Origin of the sequence: Sphingomonas sp. TZW2008, assembly GCF_002117915.1 — a bacterium.
Taxonomy (GTDB): Bacteria; Pseudomonadota; Alphaproteobacteria; order Sphingomonadales; family Sphingomonadaceae; genus Sphingomonas.
Genome location: NZ_BDJB01000003.1, coordinates 277,950 through 290,794, shown reverse-complemented (window position 1 = coordinate 290,794; position 12,845 = coordinate 277,950). Strand labels below are relative to the sequence as shown.

Below are 12,845 nucleotides of genomic sequence, written 5' to 3'. Positions count from 1 at the left end.
TCTCCCACCCGTCGTTAAGTCGTTCGGATTATCATGGAGAGGGGGGTGGGGCACGTCAATCTAAGCCAGATGACTTGAACCGCCGCGCTCCATGGTCGATGCTGCCGCCGTATGAACCTTGCGCGTCCCCAATCCGCCGGCCGTGGCGGCACCACCCGAAACGAGCTGAAGCGCGCCGCCCGCCGCCTGTTCGCCGAGCGCGGGATCGCGGCGGTGGGCATGCGCGAGATCGTCGAGGCGGCAGGACAGCGCAACGCGGCGGCGGTGCATTATTATTTCGGCAGCAAGGACGATCTGCTGCGCGAACTCGTCGTCGAGGGCGCCGATCTGATCGACGGGCTGCGCATGCGGATGCTCGACGAGGCGGAGGCGCGCGGGCCGGTCGAGCTGCGCGATGTTGTCCGTGCGCTCGTCGTTCCCAATGCCGAGATGGGCGGGGCGAACGGTGAGAGCGAGACGTATTTCCGCTTCATGACGAGCATGCAGACCGAGCGGCGGCAGATGTTCGATCAATGGGCGGGGGGCGAGCATTCGGCGGGCTATGTGCGGTGCCTGACGCATTTCCACCGCCTGCTCGATCACCTGCCGCTCGCATTGGTTAATCAACGACTGCTGTTCGCAGGTCTGTCGCTGCGCACGCTGCTCGCCGGGCGCGAGGCGGCGCGCGATGCCGGCGCGGGGCTCGACCACCCCTATTGGGGCGAGCCGGTGGCGACCGAGGGGATGATCGACGCGGTCGAGGCGGTGCTCATCGGCCCCGCCAGAGGCGCCTGATCGCCGGCGCCAGCGTGGCGGGCACGCCGGGGCGAAGCAGCAGCCAGTCGCGGATCGCAGGGCCTTCGGCGGCGCCGATCGTTCGCTTGTAGCCGCTGTCGCCCGCCCCCCAGTCGACGCGGGCGATGCCGCGATCGAGCGCGTCGACGAGGTTGCGATAGTAGAGCAGCTTGCCCGGCGAATGTTTGGCGAAGGCGGGGTCGTAGCTGTTGGCGATCGCATATTTGAGCGGGCCGGCGTCGATATCGAACGAGAAGGCGGCGGGGCGATCGTCGACGGTGAGGAGCGCCGCGCGGAACATCGCGGCGAGCACCGGATCGGCGGCGGCGGCGCGCCAGAAGGCGCCGTGTCCCGCACGCGTGAACTTGGCGTCGCGCCCGTCGGTGCGCGTCGCGATCCAGCTGGTCCATTCGACCGCCGCGAAATCGTCGAACGCGGCTGGCCAGTCGGCGCCCGAGACGAAGCGCCATTCGAGCCGGCCGTGTTCGGCGAGATGCTTCTCGTGGAAGCGATTCTTGCGCAGCGTGGAATTGCGCGGCCACGTGCCCTCGGCGCGCGCCGCGGCCATGTCGAGCAGGAAGCTCGATGCGATGAAGCGCCCGACGACGCCCCAGCCGCGCGCGCGCGCCGCGTCGAGCAGCGGGATGACGGCCGCATCGTCATCGTACACCGGACCGATACGCAGCGCGGCGATCCGCGGGGCGAGCGCCGCGAGCGCGGCATCGAGCACCTCGGCGCCGGCATCCTGCGCCAGCGGAAAGCTGCGGAACGGCCAGTAGCTCCCTGGCACCGCCGCGACGCCGAGCAGCGCGGGGCCGACCGATACCAGCGGTAGCGCCAGAACGGGGTGATCCTCGGCGTGGACGGTGAGCGTGCGCGCCCGTCCGCCGTACGCGGTTATCGCCGCCGCGAACCACGACTGGCGAAGGAAGCCGTGGCTCGGCGCGGCCGCTTCCGCCACCTGATCGATCGTGTTCGACAGCCCTTCGACGAAGGTGGTGCGGACCAGCCGGGGCAGGCGTTCGAACGCATCGAGGACGAGCGGCTTGGTCATGACCGCGCGCTTAGCGCGACAGGAGTTACCGCGGCGTTGCCGCAGGGGGGTTACCGCCGCATTGCTGCGGCGGCGGGGGTTACCGCGGCGTTGCCGCTTGCCCACGATCCGACAGCGCGGCACATCACGCGGCATGCCCTACTCGCCCGAAGTGTTGACGATCGCGCAGACGATTCAGCTGTCGCTGAGCCCGGTGTTTATGCTGGCGGGGATCGGCGCGCTGCTCAACGTGCTCGCGGGGCGGCTGTCGCGCGTGATCGATCGCGCGCGGGCACTCGAGGCGCTGCACCCGCGATCGAGCGGGCCTGAGCACGATCGCCACGTGTGGGAATTGCGGCTGCTCGACCGGCGCATGACGATCATCAACCGCGCGCTGTTCCTCGCGGTCTCGTCGGCGGTGATGACCTGCGCGGTCGTCGCGCTGCTGTTCGTCGCGGTGCTCGCCAAGCTGCATATCGGGCAATATGTCGCGGTTGCCTTCATCCTCGCGATGCTGCTGCTGATCGCCAGCCTGGTCTCGTTCATGATCGAGGTGCGGATCTCGCTGCGTGCGATCCACGTGCGCGACGAACTGCTTCGCGGGTGACGGGCAGATGACGGTCGGCGGAACCCGCCGAGCCGCTTGATCTTTATCAATCGCTACGCAGCATGGGACGAGACGATGGCGCTGATCCTCACGCGACTTGGCGCGATCGCGCTGTTCGTCGTCGTCGCGATGCTGCTGACCGTGACGATCGTGCCGCGCTTCCTCGACCGCATCTATTATGAGGGGCCGGCGAGCGACCATTTCGACAGCGCGCGCTTCTTCAATCCTGACGGAGACGAGGATACCGCGCGCCCGCCGACGGGCGGCAGCCGCGCCGGCTTCCTCTGGCGCAACCTGACCGGGACTGACGGGCGGCCGGCGTGGCCCGAGCGCGTCGCGGTGACGCAGCATCGCCCGGCGCCGCGGATCGCGGGCGCGCGGATGGTCGCGACGTGGATCGGCCACGCGAGCGTGCTGGTTCAGACGCAGGGGATCAACATCCTCACCGATCCGATTTGGGCCGAGAATGCCGGACCGTTCGGGTTCGGGCCGACGCGCGTAACCGCGCCGGGCATCCGGATCGAGGACCTGCCCAAGATCGACCTCATCCTCGTCAGCCACAATCACTACGACCATCTCGATAAGGCGACGCTGAAGCGGCTGTGGGAGCGCGACCGGCCGACGATCGTAACGAGCCTCGGCAACGACAGCGTCATCGGGCAGACCGGCGCGCGCGCGACCGCGATCGATTGGGGGCAGCGCGTGGCGGTGCGGCCCGGGATCGAGGTGGCGGTGGTGCGCAACCATCACTGGGGCAGCCGCTGGTTCGCCGATCGCAACCGTGCGCTGTGGTCCGCCTTTGTCGTTCGCCTGCCGGGCGGCAATTTGTTCTTCGCCGGCGACACGGGGCTGGGGGACGGCAAATGGCCAGCGGAAGCGGCGGCGCTTGGCCCGGTGCGGCTGGCGCTGATTCCGATCGGGGCGTTCCGCTTCGTGCCGGGACAGATGGAATCGGGCAGCCATATCGGGCCCGGCCAGGCCGCGCAGGTGTTTGCACGGCTCGGCGCGGCGCACGCGATCCCAATCCACTGGGGCACGTTCCGGCTGAGCTACGAGGGGCGCGACACGCCGCCGCGGATGCTCGACGCGGTGCTTCGCGCGAGCGGCGGCGACCCGGCGGCATTCGCGCCGGTGCCGATCGGCGCGCCGGTGGAGGTGCCGAGCTACGCGCCGCCGACGCAGCGGATCGATGAGGCGCGGATCGGGCCGGCGCTGCGCAGCCCGGCGGTCAGCGCGCTGCGCTAACGCGCCGCCGGGCGCGGATCATTTCTTGCAGTCGGCGGCCCAGCGCTGATCCATCGCGGTATCGGTCGACAGTTGCGACGCGAGCGTGACCTTGCCGTCTTTGAGGATGAAGCGCTCGTAGCCCGTTTGCCCCATGCCGACGCTGGCGTTGACCTCGCCGCACACCGTCTGGCCATACGCCGCGACGTTCTTGAACTGCGCGGTCTGAGGCTGCTTGAGCGTCGCGCGGACCGCCTCGGTGCCCTCGCGGATGCGCGCGACCTCGGCGGGGTCGGGGCCGACGTCACATGCGGCGAGCAGGATCGCGGGAAGCAGCGCGCCGAGCGCAGCGGTGGCTCGGGTCACTGCGCGGCTCCCGCAGCGGCGCCGGGCTTAAGCAGATCAAGTGCGGCGGCGGTCATCGCTGTCGCGCCGGTGACGATGACGGGTTCGGGGGTGATCTTAAACAGCGGCGAGTGGTGCGAGGGCACCGCGGGCCCGCCCTGGCGCTCCGCCTCGAACGCCGCGCGCGGCGTGCCGCCGACCGCGAAATAATAGCCTTTCACGCCCGTGTCGGGCTGCACCAGATAGGCGAAATCCTCCGCCCCCATGCCCATCTGTTCGAACGGCACGACGTTGGCGGCGCCGAGCGTGTCGACCATCACCGCATTGAGCCGCTTGGCAAGCGGCGTGTCGTTGATCGTCGTCGGCGTACCCTCGCTCACCGTCACGACGGGCATCTTGTCCGCCGGCATGCCGTTCAGCGTGCCGATGCCGGCGGCGACGCGCTTGATCCCGGCGAGGAGCTGCGCGCGCGTCGCCTCGTCATTAGCGCGCACTGTTACCTGCAGCTTCGCCTCGTCCGAGATGATGTTGTGCTTCAGCCCGGCGTGGAATGAGCCCACGGTGATGACGCCGGGCGCGAGCGGCGAGCGCTCGCGGCTGACAAGCCCCTGCAGCGCGACGACCAGCTGCGAGGCCATGTAAACCGGGTCCTTGCCCATGTGCGGGCTGGCGCCGTGCGCGCCGATGCCGGGGATGGTGATGTCGACCGAGTCGGACGAGGAATATTGGATCGTCTCGCCAGCCGCGACCTTGCCCGTCTCCATCGCGGCGGCGACGTGGAAGGCGAGCGCGTAATCGGGCTTGGGGAATTTGCTGTAGAGGCCATCCGCGAGCATCGCCTTGGCACCGCCGACGCGCTCCTCAGCCGGCTGGACGATGAACACGATCGTGCCGGCCCAGCGATCCTTGAGCGCGGCGAGGCGGCGCGCAGATGCGAGCAGCGCGACGATGTGCGTATCGTGGCCGCAGGCGTGCATCACCGGCGCCTCGACGCCGTCCACGCCGACCTGGCGAACCTTGGACGCGTTGGCGAGGCCGGATTTCTCCTCCACCGGCAGCCCGTCCATGTCGGCGCGGATCAGCACTACGGGCCCGGCGCCATTCTTCAGCACGCCGACGACGCCGGTCTGGCCGACCTTTTCCGTCACCTGCATGCCGGGCACCTTGCGCAATTCGGCCGCCATTGCCGCGCCGGTCTTGATCTCGCGGAACGACAGCTCGGGATTGCGGTGGAACTGGTCCCACAATTTGCCGAGGTCGCGATCCCAATCGGCCTTCACCTGTGCCTGGTAATCGGGTGCGGCGAGCGCGGGCACGGGGGCTGCGGCGAGCAGGATGGCGGTGATGGTGCGGCGCATGCGATTCCCTCGATTGATCGGGTGGCACCATAGCCGGCGCGGGCGCGTGGTGAAGCCGCTTCGTCGCCGCCCACGCCCTTTCGTTCGCCCCTGATCCGACCCATATCGTGCGCATGGCGATCCAGATCCGAACGACTCTCGACGAACCAGAAACCGGCGCAGGCTTCGTTCCGCATCGCCCGACCCGGCCCGAGAAGGTGGAGGGCGGGCGCCGGTTCAAGCTGGTGTCCGATTACGAGCCGGCGGGTGATCAGCCGGCGGCGATCGCCGAGCTGACGCAGGCGGCGCTGGCGGGCGAGAAGGATCAGGTGCTGCTGGGCGTCACCGGATCGGGCAAGACCTTCACCATGGCCAAGGTGATCGAGCAGTTGCAGCGCCCGGCGCTGATCCTAGCGCCCAACAAGATCCTCGCGGCGCAGCTCTACGGCGAATTCAAGAGCTTCTTTCCGGAGAATGCTGTCGAATATTTCGTCAGCTACTATGATTATTATCAACCGGAGGCGTACGTCCCGCGGTCCGACACGTACATCGAGAAGGAAAGCTCGGTAAACGAGGCGATCGACCGGATGCGCCACTCGGCCACGCGATCGCTGCTGGAGCGGGACGACGTGCTGATCGTCGCTTCGGTATCGTGCCTCTACGGCATCGGATCGGTCGAGACCTATTCGGCGATGATCTTCGATCTGAAGAAAGGCCAGACCGTCGACCAGCGCGAGATCGTCCGCAAGCTCGTCGCGCTGCAGTACAAGCGCAACGACGCGGCTTTCGCGCGCGGCAATTTCCGCGTGAAGGGCGACAATCTGGAAATCTTCCCGTCGCACCTCGAGGATGCGGCGTGGCGGATCAGCTTCTTCGGCGACGATATCGAGGAGATCGTCGAGTTCGATCCGCTGACCGGCAAGAAGGCGGCGAGCATGAACTCGGTGCGGATCTACGCCAATTCGCACTATGTGACGCCCGGCCCGACGATGAAACAGGCGAGCGAGGCGATCCGCCACGAACTGACCGAGCGGCTCAAGGAACTAGAGGCGGAGGGCAAGCTGCTGGAGCATCAGCGGCTGGAGCAGCGCACCAATTTCGATCTCGAGATGATCGCGGCGACGGGCAGCTGCAACGGGATTGAGAATTACAGCCGCTTCCTCACCGGCCGCCTGCCGGGCGAGCCGCCGCCGACGCTGTTCGAATATCTCCCCGAGAATGCGCTGCTGTTCGTCGACGAGAGCCACCAGACGGTACCGCAGATCGGCGCGATGGCGCGCGGCGACCATCGGCGGAAGATCACGCTGGCGGAGTACGGCTTCCGCCTGCCGAGCTGCATCGACAACCGGCCGCTGCGCTTCAACGAATGGGACGCGATGCGCCCGCAGACTGTCAGCGTCTCCGCGACGCCAGGCGGATGGGAGATGGAGCAGACCGGCGGCGTCTTTGCTGAGCAGGTGATCCGCCCCACCGGCCTCATCGATCCGCCGGTCGAGATCAAGCCGGTCGAGGAGCAGGTGCAGGACTGCATCGTCGAGTGCCGCAAGACAGCCGAGCTAGGTTATCGTACGCTCGTCACCACGCTGACCAAGCGCATGGCCGAGGACCTGACCGAGTATATGCACGAGGCGGGCGTCAAGGTCCGCTACATGCACTCCGACGTCGAGACGCTGGAGCGTATCGAGCTGATCCGCGACCTTCGGCTGGGCGTGTACGACGTGCTGATCGGCATCAACCTGCTCCGCGAGGGCCTCGACATTCCCGAATGTGGCCTCGTGTGCATCATGGATGCCGATAAGGAAGGCTTCCTGCGTTCCGAGACGTCGCTGATCCAGACGATCGGACGCGCCGCGCGCAACGTCGACGGACGGGTGATCCTCTATGCCGACCGGATCACCGGCTCGATGGAGCGGGCGATGAACGAGACCGCGCGCCGCCGCGAGAAGCAGGAAGCGTACAACCTCGAACACGGCATCACGCCGACGACGATCAAGCGCAACATCGGCGACATCATCGCGCACGTCTCCAACCAGGACAGCGTGCTGGTGGATACGGGTGACGAGCAGCGGCCGCACATGGTTGGGCACAATCTGCGCGCGTATATCGAGGAGCTCGAGAAGAAGATGCGCAAGGCCGCGGCGGACCTCGAGTTCGAGGAAGCGGGTCGCCTGCGCGACGAGATCCGCAACCTCGAGCAGGAAGAGCTCGGCCTGCCGGTGCACGAGCAGAAGGCGCCGCTGATGGGGCGCAGCAACGAGGGCAAGCCGGGGACGCGCAAGACGCGTTTCGGCAAGCAACAGCAGATGCGGATGGCGAAGCGGCGCTGATCGCCGCTTCGCTTCCGCCGTCGCGTCAGTTTAGCGAGAGATCCTCGGTTCCCGCGCCGTAGTAGCTCGCAACGCGATCGGCATAGGCCTGGTCGAATTGCGGGGCGTTGTTCGCCCAGCTCGGCCCGCCCTCGAGCAGCCGTCGATCGATCGTGACAACGTAGAGGTCGCGCACCGGATCGAATTGCAGCAGCGAGAAGGGCAGGGGGTAATAGCTTTTGCCGACGCCCAGGAAGCCGCCGAGGCTGAGCACGGCGTGCGTCGCGCGGCCGGTGCGCTTGTGGACCATGAAGGCTGATACGCTGCCAAGCTTGTCGCCGTCGCGACTCTCGACCTTCATCGTGCCGGCGAGCGACGTTTCGATCAGTACCAGGGTCTGCGTATCGGTCGTGCTCATAAAGATCCTCCTGCCGCGCTGAACCGCTCCGGGGCCGCGCCGGTTCCGGTTGAGCCTTTCGGCAGGGCCGCTAGGGTGCACGCGATGCGCCACCTTCGCCCCATCGCCGCCAGCGCCCTGATGCTCGCCGTCACCTGCTGCGTCGCGCCGCCGGCCGAACCGCCCGCGCCGCCGCCGCCCGCTCCGGCCCCGAGACCTGCGCCGGCACCCGCGCCCGCGCCGCTCGCGTCGGACTGGCAGGATTGGCCGCGCACGCCGGGGACGTGGACCTACCGGCGCGATGAGCGCGGATCGCGCGCGATGTTCGGGCAGGCGGGCGGCGACGCGCGCGCGGTGCTGCGCTGCGATCGGGGGGCGGGGCGCGTCTATCTGTCGCGCGCCGGCGACGCGACCGGGGCGATGACGGTGCGTACCAGCAGCACAACGCGCGCGTTGCCGGTTCGGCCGACGGGTGGCGCGCTGCCGTATGTCGCGGCGGAGCTCGGCACGCGCGATCCACTGCTCGACGCGATGGCGTTCAGCCGCGGACGCGTGGCGCTGGAACAGGCCGGCACGCCGCCGCTGGTGCTGCCGACATATGCCGAGATCGGGCGCGTAATCGAGGATTGCCGCGGCTGATGCGGATGTGGCGGGTGAAGCGGCGGGCCGTGCAAAACACCCCTTGCATCGCGCCGCGGTTCGGCTGACATTGCCGGTGTGGCCGGGCTGGCCACGCTCGTTATCAACCAGCGAAAGGAGGTGATCCGATGTCTCATGGTTCAGCAATGGGGTCGGTTCAGTTCGTTCGGGGGACGCGCTTCTAACGCCGCCGCGGCCCGGCGGGGGGTATCCTCCCCCAGGCAACGCCGGAATGCATAGGCAGTAGAGGCCCGCATGGTCTCCCGGGCTGGAGCTCTCCGGCCGCTGACCATGTTTAGGGGTTGTCGGGCGGTCCTGCGGGATCGTTCGGCAACCTCTTCTCATATCTGGCTCTTCTCATATCCGCCCCTTCTCATATCTGGACCGTCCCGGTAGCGTGGCGGGAAAGCAGGGGGTCAGCAGATGAAGATGGTTGGGATGCTCGCGGCGATGTTGCTGGCGGCGAGCAGCGCGCAAGCGGCGCCGGCGGCAGGCGCGGCGGACGCGCAGGCGATCGAGATCGCCAAGAAGCTGATCGCGCTGCGCACGGTGCGCGGGGCCGGCAACCAGACGCCGGCGGCGGCGGCCTATCTCAAGCAGCAGATGGTGGCGGCGGGGTTCCCAGCCGGGGACATTACCGTCGAGCCGGTCGACGATACCGCGCTGTTCATGGCCCGGTGGCGCGGGAGTGATCCAAAGGCGCCGGCCCTCGTCATCTCCGGCCATATGGATGTCGTCGAGGCGAAGCCTGCCGACTGGCAGCGCGACCCGTTCACCCCCGTGATCGAGAACGGCTATCTCTTCGGCCGCGGCGCGACCGACATGAAGCTCGACATGGCGCTGGTGGTCGCCACGCTGATCGACATGAAACGTGCCGGCTACACGCCGCGGCGCGACATCGTACTTGCCTTCTCGGGCGACGAGGAAACGGTGATGAAGACATCGTCGATCCTCGCCGAGCGGTTGAAGGGGGCGGAGATGGCGCTCAACGTCGATGGCGGCGGCGGGCTGCTGGGCGAGGACGGGCGGCCGCAATATTTCACCGTGGGTGCAGCGGAAAAGACCTACGCCGATTTCCAGCTCGAGGTGACCAACGCCGGCGGCCATTCGTCGGCGCCACGGCGTGACAATGCGATCAACCAGCTGGCAGCGGCACTGGCGCGGATCGGCGGCTATCGCTTCGCGCCGCAGCTGAGTCCGATCACCAAGGGATATTTCGAGGGCATCGCCGCGCGGCAGACACCCGAACTCGGCAAGGCGATGCGCGCTTTTGCGGCGAACCCGGCTGACAAGGCGGCGATCGAAACGCTGGCGGCGAGCCCCGCCTATGTCGGGCAGATCGGCACCACGTGCGTGACGACAACGATAAGCGGCGGGCACGCGCTGAATGCGCTGCCGCAGCGCGCGACCGCCAACATCAACTGCCGCATCTTTCCGGGCGTGAAGCCCGCGGCGGTGATGGCCGAGCTGCAACGCGTCGCCGCCGATCCGGCGGTAAAGTTCAGCGACGTGACCGAGGGATCGAACCCGACCGACGCCTCGCCGCTGCGCCCCGACCTGATGACCGCGGTGAAGAAGGCGATCGGCGCGGTGCGGCCCGGCGTGCCGGTGTTCCCGTCGATGTCCGCCGGCGCGAGCGATTCGATGTGGTTCCGTTCGGTCGGCATCCCCAGCTACGGCATCAGCCCGCTGTTCCTGAAGGAATCGGACGAGTTCGCGCACGGGCTGAACGAGCGCACCCCGATCGACAACGTGCCACTGGGCGTGCGCTATTACCGGTCGGTGCTGACCGATCTGTCGAAATGAGGTGAGCGCGCGGAGCGCTGGCGCTGCGAAGCGTCGGCGGCTACCGCGCGGGGATGCGTATCATCCTGTCGTCCGCGCTGATCGGCGCGATGCTGCCCGCGATCATGGCCCCCGCCGCCGCGCAGCGCGCCGATCGGCCGACGCCGGGGTTCGTCCGCGTGCGGCTGGAGACGGCGATGGGGCCGATCGTGCTGGCGCTGAACGCGAAGCGAGCGCCGGAGACGACCGCCAACTTCATGCGCTATGTCGACGACGGGCGGTTCGACGGGATCGCCTTCTATCGCGTGGCGCGCAACAAGGCGGCGCCGCAATATGGCTTCGTGCAATCGGGCATCCGCACTGACGCGCGCCGCTTCCTTGATCTGATCCCGCATGAATCGACGGCGAAGACGGGGATCAAGCACCTCGACATGACGATATCGATGGCGCGGCGCGGGCCGCCCGGATCGGCGAACGGCAATTGGTTCATCACTGTCGGCGCCGCGCCGCAGATGGACTGGACGAAGACCAATCCGGGCTATGCGGCGTTCGGCCGGGTCGTGGGGGGGCAAGCGGTGATCAAACGCATCCTGGCGCAGCCGACCGGCGGGCGGATGGCAGGAACGATGCTGATGAAGCCCGTCGTCATCACCCGATCAGTGCGGCTCGACGGCAAACCACGCCCCACCGGCCGCCCGCGCCCATGGCTGATCGAGGGGCGCAAGGACGGCTGAGCGGCGACGCTAGGCAGGCGTCGGCTCGTCCGACGCGGCGGGATCAGCGGCCGCTTCGTCCGTGTCGTTATAAACCTTGTCCAGATAGTAGCTGGCGATCGTGTAATGCGCCTTCACCGCCTCCGGATGCTCGGTGCGCTGCGCCATTTCCAGCTCGAGTTCGGCGCGGCGGTAGAAATAGTCCTTGTCGTCGGTCACCAATGCTACTCCGGTCTCTCCTGCGCTTCCATATGGGCGCGATTTTACAGTTTTAAATCAGGCGGGTGGCGGACGTTCGAAACACGGCACATGGCGTTGATATAGCAACGGCCGTTTACCTTGATCTTTCGGCCGCGTGACGTTCCAATGCTGCGTATCCCGGCACGATCGCCGGGAGGGAATGGTGCGGAACGCGGTATCTCCGTTTCCGTTCCGTTCCGATATGGGGAGCCTCAATGTCGTTGATCGCCATCCTGCTTGCCGCCGCGGCGCCCGCGTCGCCGCCGGTGCCCGCACGCGTGACGCAATTGCTGGAACGTTCCCCGATTATCGACGGCCACAACGATCTCGCCTGGGAAATCCGCGAGCGGCACGAGGCGCGGGTGGAGGCACTGGATCTCTCGCGCGATACGGCCGCGCTGCCGTATCCGCTGCAGACCGATGTGCCGCGCCTTCGGCGGGGCGGGGTAGGCGGGCAGTTCTGGTCGGTGTGGATACCCGCCGACACGACCGGGCCGCGCGCGGTGGAAATGACGCTCGAGCAGATCGACATCGTACGCCGCTTCGTCGCGGCGAACCCAACTGCGTTTGCCCTGGCGACAAGCGCCACCGACATCCGCGAGGCGCAGCGCGGCGGGCGGATCGCCTCGTTGATCGGGATCGAGGGTGGGCATCAGATCGACGGGCGGCTCTCGGTGCTGCGCCAGATGAAGGCGCTCGGCGTCGGTTACATGACGCTGACGCATGGCAAGAGCCTTGCCTGGGCCGATTCGTCGACCGACGCCCCGCGCGCGAACGGGCTCACTGCCTTCGGGCGGCAGGTAGTGGCGGAGATGAACCGCATCGGGATGATCGTCGACGTGAGCCACGTGTCCGACGCGACGCTGGCTGCGGTCCTCGACGTCGCGGTGGCGCCGGTAATCGCGTCGCATTCCTCGGCGCGCGCGCTGGCGGATGCGCCGCGCAACATCCCTGACGATCTGCTGCGGCGGATCGGGGCGGCGGGCGGCGTGGTGATGGTCAACGTCTATCCGGCGTTCCTGTCGAGCGCGTGGCGGGCGTGGGATCGCGAGCGGACCGCGTTCGGCAAGGCGAACGGGCTCGCCACCGATGCCTACGGCCCCAAGGCGCCCGCGCCGCTCGTCGCGTGGGATGCCGCGCATCCGATGCCGCGTGTGACCGCCGCGACCGTTGCCGACCACGTCGAGCATATCGCGCGCGTGGCAGGGCGCGGCGCGGTCGGGATCGGCGGCGATTACGACGGCATCGGCGGCACAGCGCCCGAGGATATGGCGGGGGTGGACGGCTATCCGCGGCTGTTCGCCGAGCTTGCCCGGCGTGGATGGAACGATGCCGATCTCGCGGCACTGGCGCAAGGCAACGTGCTGCGCGTGATCGAGAGGGTGGGGGCGGTGGCGGCAAGCCAGAAGGGCCGGCCGCCGATCGACGCGACTGCGCTGAACTGA

At 68.1% G+C, this 12,845-nt stretch carries 13 protein-coding genes; 8 read left to right on the top strand and 5 right to left on the bottom strand.

Annotated features, from left to right (window positions below; genetic code table 11):
• Positions 1–111: 111 nt before the first annotated feature.
• Positions 112–774 carry a TetR/AcrR family transcriptional regulator gene (locus B7L05_RS03050; protein ID WP_085808736.1) on the top strand — a complete coding sequence of 221 codons (663 nt, stop codon included), beginning with the start codon at positions 112–114 and terminating at the stop codon, positions 772–774.
• Here B7L05_RS03050 and B7L05_RS03045 read toward each other — a convergent pair.
• The gene (locus tag B7L05_RS03045) at positions 749–1,828 is read right to left on the bottom strand and encodes a GNAT family N-acetyltransferase (RefSeq protein ID WP_085808735.1); all 1,080 of its coding nucleotides are present in this window, start codon (positions 1,826–1,828) and stop codon (positions 749–751) included. The genes B7L05_RS03050 and B7L05_RS03045 overlap by 26 nt on opposite strands.
• Positions 1,829–1,961: 133 nt before the next feature.
• On the opposite strand from B7L05_RS03045, the gene B7L05_RS03040 reads away from it, so the two are divergent.
• Together B7L05_RS03040 and B7L05_RS03035 are read left to right on the top strand one after the other, a co-directional pair.
• On the top strand, positions 1,962–2,414 hold the full coding sequence (locus B7L05_RS03040) for a DUF2721 domain-containing protein (RefSeq protein ID WP_085808734.1): 453 nt from the start codon (positions 1,962–1,964) through the stop codon (positions 2,412–2,414).
• 75 nt (positions 2,415–2,489) lie between these two features.
• On the top strand, positions 2,490–3,659 hold the full coding sequence (locus tag B7L05_RS03035; protein WP_085809069.1) for an MBL fold metallo-hydrolase: 1,170 nt from the start codon (positions 2,490–2,492) through the stop codon (positions 3,657–3,659).
• A gap of 18 nt (positions 3,660–3,677) precedes the next feature.
• Here the strand turns inward: B7L05_RS03035 and B7L05_RS03030 are convergent, their stop codons facing one another.
• A complete protein-coding gene (locus B7L05_RS03030; protein WP_085808733.1) occupies positions 3,678–4,004 on the bottom strand; it encodes a hypothetical protein in 327 nt (108 codons plus the stop codon).
• Positions 4,001–5,341 carry an amidohydrolase gene (locus B7L05_RS03025; protein WP_085808732.1) on the bottom strand — a complete coding sequence of 447 codons (1,341 nt, stop codon included), beginning with the start codon at positions 5,339–5,341 and terminating at the stop codon, positions 4,001–4,003. The genes B7L05_RS03030 and B7L05_RS03025 overlap by 4 nt, the downstream gene beginning before the upstream one ends.
• Before the next feature lie 113 nt (positions 5,342–5,454).
• Here B7L05_RS03025 and uvrB point away from each other — a divergent pair, with 113 nt between their 5' ends.
• Positions 5,455–7,647, top strand: coding sequence for an excinuclease ABC subunit UvrB (gene uvrB / locus B7L05_RS03020; protein ID WP_085808731.1), 2,193 nt, complete (start codon positions 5,455–5,457; stop codon positions 7,645–7,647).
• A 25-nt stretch (positions 7,648–7,672) separates the two neighbouring features.
• Here the strand turns inward: uvrB and B7L05_RS03015 are convergent, their stop codons facing one another.
• Positions 7,673–8,044: a PRC-barrel domain-containing protein gene (locus tag B7L05_RS03015; protein ID WP_085808730.1), complete on the bottom strand. Its 372-nt coding sequence runs from the start codon at positions 8,042–8,044 to the stop codon at positions 7,673–7,675.
• 84 nt (positions 8,045–8,128) lie between these two features.
• Here B7L05_RS03015 and B7L05_RS03010 point away from each other — a divergent pair, with 84 nt between their 5' ends.
• The 3 genes from B7L05_RS03010 (at position 8,129) to B7L05_RS03000 (ending at position 11,181) form a co-directional block, all read left to right on the top strand.
• The gene (locus tag B7L05_RS03010; RefSeq protein ID WP_085809068.1) at positions 8,129–8,662 is read left to right on the top strand and encodes a hypothetical protein; all 534 of its coding nucleotides are present in this window, start codon (positions 8,129–8,131) and stop codon (positions 8,660–8,662) included.
• 423 nt (positions 8,663–9,085) lie between these two features.
• Positions 9,086–10,468 (top strand): M20/M25/M40 family metallo-hydrolase, encoded by a 1,383-nt coding sequence (locus B7L05_RS03005; RefSeq protein ID WP_085808729.1) that lies wholly within the window; start codon positions 9,086–9,088, stop codon positions 10,466–10,468.
• A 53-nt stretch (positions 10,469–10,521) separates the two neighbouring features.
• Positions 10,522–11,181: a peptidylprolyl isomerase gene (locus B7L05_RS03000; RefSeq protein WP_085808728.1), complete on the top strand. Its 660-nt coding sequence runs from the start codon at positions 10,522–10,524 to the stop codon at positions 11,179–11,181.
• 9 nt (positions 11,182–11,190) lie between these two features.
• Here B7L05_RS03000 and B7L05_RS02995 read toward each other — a convergent pair whose 3' ends face one another.
• On the bottom strand, positions 11,191–11,379 hold the full coding sequence (locus B7L05_RS02995; RefSeq protein WP_085809067.1) for a hypothetical protein: 189 nt from the start codon (positions 11,377–11,379) through the stop codon (positions 11,191–11,193).
• 236 nt (positions 11,380–11,615) lie between these two features.
• On the opposite strand from B7L05_RS02995, the gene B7L05_RS02990 reads away from it, so the two are divergent.
• Entirely contained in the window at positions 11,616–12,845 is a 1,230-nt protein-coding gene (locus tag B7L05_RS02990) for a dipeptidase (RefSeq protein ID WP_085808727.1), read from the top strand.

Coding starts and splice junctions, on each gene's coding strand:
- B7L05_RS03010 (WP_085809068.1), top strand. CDS start 8,129: ATGCGCCACCTTCGCCCCATCGCCGCCAGCGCCCTGATGCTCGCCGTC.
- uvrB (WP_085808731.1), top strand. CDS start 5,455: ATGGCGATCCAGATCCGAACGACTCTCGACGAACCAGAAACCGGCGCA.
- B7L05_RS02990 (WP_085808727.1), top strand. CDS start 11,616: ATGTCGTTGATCGCCATCCTGCTTGCCGCCGCGGCGCCCGCGTCGCCG.
- B7L05_RS03045 (WP_085808735.1), bottom strand. CDS start 1,828: ATGACCAAGCCGCTCGTCCTCGATGCGTTCGAACGCCTGCCCCGGCTG.
- B7L05_RS03005 (WP_085808729.1), top strand. CDS start 9,086: ATGAAGATGGTTGGGATGCTCGCGGCGATGTTGCTGGCGGCGAGCAGC.
- B7L05_RS03040 (WP_085808734.1), top strand. CDS start 1,962: ATGCCCTACTCGCCCGAAGTGTTGACGATCGCGCAGACGATTCAGCTG.
- B7L05_RS03015 (WP_085808730.1), bottom strand. CDS start 8,044: ATGAGCACGACCGATACGCAGACCCTGGTACTGATCGAAACGTCGCTC.
- B7L05_RS03035 (WP_085809069.1), top strand. CDS start 2,490: ATGGCGCTGATCCTCACGCGACTTGGCGCGATCGCGCTGTTCGTCGTC.
- B7L05_RS03050 (WP_085808736.1), top strand. CDS start 112: ATGAACCTTGCGCGTCCCCAATCCGCCGGCCGTGGCGGCACCACCCGA.
- B7L05_RS03025 (WP_085808732.1), bottom strand. CDS start 5,341: ATGCGCCGCACCATCACCGCCATCCTGCTCGCCGCAGCCCCCGTGCCC.
- B7L05_RS03000 (WP_085808728.1), top strand. CDS start 10,522: ATGCGTATCATCCTGTCGTCCGCGCTGATCGGCGCGATGCTGCCCGCG.